The following is a 3,257-nucleotide window of genomic DNA, read 5'->3' on the forward strand; positions in this document are numbered from 1 at the left end:
GACTCCCGTGGGTTCAGCGAGAGTGAAGGTTCCTCGCGGGGAACCCAAGGGTCCGTTCCTGCCAGGACCAGGGCTCGACCCGTGGGTTCGAGATCAACCGAGAGTATCGCCCTCGATTGCGGTGGCGAGAAGTTGCCGTGCGGAGTTGGCGTAGCGCAACGCGGTTTTCTCGTCGACTCCGAACACGGCTGCGATGTGAAGTGGGTCAGCGCGGTGCGCGACGGCTTCCTCGAGTTGGCGGTCCATGCGCAGCCGTTCCAAGTTGGCCGGGAGTCCGCGGATGGCGTCGCTGAGCCAGGAGTGGCTGACCTTCGCGGTGGTGGAGGCGGTGCGCATGTTGATGAACAGGTGCGGGTTGGGCGTGGTCGTCCAGGTGGTGCGGCGGTGCTTGAGCCAGCTGAGCAGCGCGCGGTGGGTGAGTTCGTCGAGCGGGTGCACTCGGCCGCCGAGGATGATGCGCCGATTGCCTAGGTCGACGTCGTCGAGCAGGAGCTTGCGGATGTGGTGGCCGCGGGCGGCGTGGATGGTGGCCAGTGCGACGATCAGCGGGTCGGCTGGGCGGGTGGCTGCTGCGACGGTCTGCCGGATCTCCGTGTCGGGTAGGGGTTGCAGGACGGCGCCGACGAAGGCGCCGACGCGGATGCGGCTGGTGGGATCACGGAAGATGACGCCTGCCTTCTTCGCCATTCCGAACAAGGACCGCAGCGCGACCGTCAGCTGCTGGCGGGGGTTGCCGGTTAGCTGATCGACGTGGGCCAGGACGTCGTCGCGGGTGACTTCGCGCAGGTTGTCGTAGCGCTGTGACCATTCCAGCAGGAGCGGGTGAACGGCGTGCAGATAGCGCAGCGCGGTCGTTTGGCTGCGGGGCCTGCGGCGAGGTCCGCCGTCGACGAGAGTGCGGACCCACTGACTGGTTTCGGTGGCGATTCCTGGTGCCAGGCCAACGAGTTTGGCTTCCAGGTTGGTGTCGAGGCGGGGACGTCGGTCGTCGATGTAGGCGCCCATCTGGTCGAGGATCTGAGTGGTCCGCTCGATGGACAGGCGTCGATCTTGCCTGCGTAACGCGGTGAGCAGTCGGGAGTAGGTGAAGCGGTCGCCCTCGGCGTAACCGGCGAGCATGATCACCAGGGCGCGGCGGGCGTTGGCGATCGCGGGCAGGCTCCAGCCGTTGGTCTCACCAAGACGCGCCATGATGTCCAGGGCGGTGTCCAGCGCCCGGCGGCCGGCGATGGACTGATGCTGGTGATCGTCGTAGGCGACCGCGCCGAGCTCGCAGATCCGGAACAGACACAGCTGGCCGTCCGGCGGTCTGGATGGTTCAGCTGGTGGCGGCTCGGGCGGTGGCGGGCAGAGTTTGCGCGCGGCGCGGCGGCGAGCACCACCGCTTGAGCGACTGGTAGTTCCTGTTCGGCGCGGCATCCCGATGAGGTTGGTGAGAAACAGCTGCGGGTCGCGGACCTCGGCGATCATGTGGGTCGCGGTGATGTGCCGGTCGCCGGTTTGATGCGCCAGTGTTCGTGCGTGGTCCCAGCACAACCGGCAGTGTCGTTGCTTGAGTGCGGACTTGCGCCGGCAGGTGCGGCAGCGGCCTTGCGGATATTTGCGGTCGTGGACGTAGCAGGCCGCGCAGAGTCGCCGCGCGAAGATGTGGCCCCAGCCCAGGCAGCCCGTGCAGTGGCCGACCGGATGGTTGTCGAACCACTTCCTCATGCCGGGGGCAGCGTTCGTCCGTCCCGGCGCTTGGGCGTGACTGCCGGGCGAGCACCGCCGGTGGCGGCCTGCTGCTCGGTCTGGGTGCCGGGCAGCGCGAACATCTCCGGTTCGGGGCTCATGATGTCGGCGATGCCGCAGCCGAGCACCGCGCAGAATGCGTCCAGATCGGACAGTTTGATGCTGGCCGGGTTGCCCGACCACAAGCCCGACATCTTGCCCACCGAGATCACCAGGCCGCGTTCGGCGAGCATGCGCTGTAGTTCGCTGGCCTTCCAGATGCCGCGCTGGGCTGCGGCCATCCGCAGGTTCCACTTCATGTCATCAGTCCTTCCAGCCGGGCGGCGGCGCGCTGCTGCCCGGCGAGCACGGCCTCCTCGATGCGGGTGCGGTGGATGTGGATGTACTTCATCGTCGTGGCCACCCAGGCGTGTCCGAGAACCTCTTGGATCGACAGCAGGTCGGCCCCGTCCAGGTAGAGCTCGCTGGCGCAGAAGTGCCGCAGCATGTGCGGTGTGAGCTTGTCCTCCCAGCTCGGCAGGTGTGCCGCCGTCGCGGCGGTCAGGCCGGAGCGCAGCGCGTCATCGCCGACGCGGCAGGAGGTGCCGTCGCGATTGTGCCGCTCCGAGGGAAACAGCGGGGCTCCGGGACGGGTGTGGTCGTCGTCGAACAGGCCCCAGACGTCCTCGATGAACCAGCGCAGCAGCACGTCGGCGCCGTTGATCAGCGGCACCATCCGCTCGCGCGGGCCGCTGCCCCGCGTTCCCTTGCCCAGGCGGACGTGCAGCTTGCCGAACCGGCCAAGGTGCCATTTCACGTCGTCCAGGTCCAGGCAGCGCACTTCGTTGACCCGCAGGCCGACCAGCGACATCAGCTTCGCCGCGGTGTAGTTGCGCGCCATCGGCGCGTACTTGCGGCAGGTGATCAGCTCGCCGCGCCACCCGCTGAACAGCACGCCCAGCTCGGCCGCGGTCGGCGGGATGCGCAGCGCGGCTTCCTTGTTGCCGCGCGGCCGGTTCATCTCGTCGATCGGGCACTCGACCACCCGGCCGGTGAGCTGGTGGATCTCCGCCTTGTGCCGCAGTTCGAGGAACGCGAAGTAGGTGAGCATCGACTGCGAGCGGGCCAGCCGGGTGCCCTTGGCGGCATGGCGGATGACCTGGCCGAAGTACTTGTCGGCGTCGGCTGGCTGCATCTCCCACAACGGCTGGTCGAACCAGGCGCGCACCTGCTCCAGGTTCGACACGTCGTTGCGGATCGTGCCGTCCACGCACCCCGCCGACGCCCGCGCCAGCACGAACCCGGCCATCACGTCGGTCTCGAAGCCGAGCAGCTCCTCCGCCGACAGCGCGGTACGACGCTCGCGCAGATCCCGCACCACAGCCAGCGCCAACCGACACCTCACCTTCACCCAGCCCGAGGAACCTCGGAGTGAAGGTGATCTTTTCATAGATCCTGAAGAACGATCACAGCAGGGTGCTCCATCGTGGAACCCGCTGTACGCCCTGGTCCTGGCAGGAACGGACCCTCGGCTTCCCCACGAGGAA

The 3,257-nt window shown here is 67.9% G+C and carries 3 protein-coding genes; all 3 read right to left on the bottom strand.

Features of this window, described 5'->3' with window-relative positions; all coding sequences use genetic code 11:
* Positions 1 to 93: 93 nt before the first annotated feature.
* The 3 genes from ACFXGA_RS39915 to ACFXGA_RS39925 are packed head-to-tail and all read right to left on the bottom strand — an operon-like array spanning position 94 to position 3,103.
* Positions 94 to 1,710 (bottom strand): integrase, encoded by a 1,617-nt coding sequence (locus ACFXGA_RS39915; protein ID WP_378098324.1) that lies wholly within the window; start codon positions 1,708 to 1,710, stop codon positions 94 to 96.
* A complete protein-coding gene (locus tag ACFXGA_RS39920; protein ID WP_378098327.1) occupies positions 1,707 to 2,030 on the bottom strand; it encodes a helix-turn-helix domain-containing protein in 324 nt (107 codons plus the stop codon). The genes ACFXGA_RS39915 and ACFXGA_RS39920 overlap by 4 nt, the downstream gene beginning before the upstream one ends.
* Positions 2,027 to 3,103 (bottom strand): tyrosine-type recombinase/integrase, encoded by a 1,077-nt coding sequence (locus ACFXGA_RS39925; protein ID WP_378098330.1) that lies wholly within the window; start codon positions 3,101 to 3,103, stop codon positions 2,027 to 2,029. Before ACFXGA_RS39925 ends, ACFXGA_RS39920 begins: the two co-directional genes overlap by 4 nt.
* Between the last annotated feature and the right edge of the window lie 154 nt (positions 3,104 to 3,257).

The sequence above is a fragment of the Actinosynnema sp. NPDC059335 genome (assembly GCF_042752395.1).
Lineage (GTDB): Bacteria > Actinomycetota > Actinomycetes > Mycobacteriales > Pseudonocardiaceae > Actinosynnema.

Bases quoted from the DNA above. Each gene is read 5' to 3' on its own strand.
- ACFXGA_RS39920 (WP_378098327.1), bottom strand. From the start codon at position 2,030: ATGAAGTGGAACCTGCGGATGGCCGCAGCCCAGCGCGGCATCTGGAAG.
- ACFXGA_RS39915 (WP_378098324.1), bottom strand. From the start codon at position 1,710: ATGAGGAAGTGGTTCGACAACCATCCGGTCGGCCACTGCACGGGCTGC.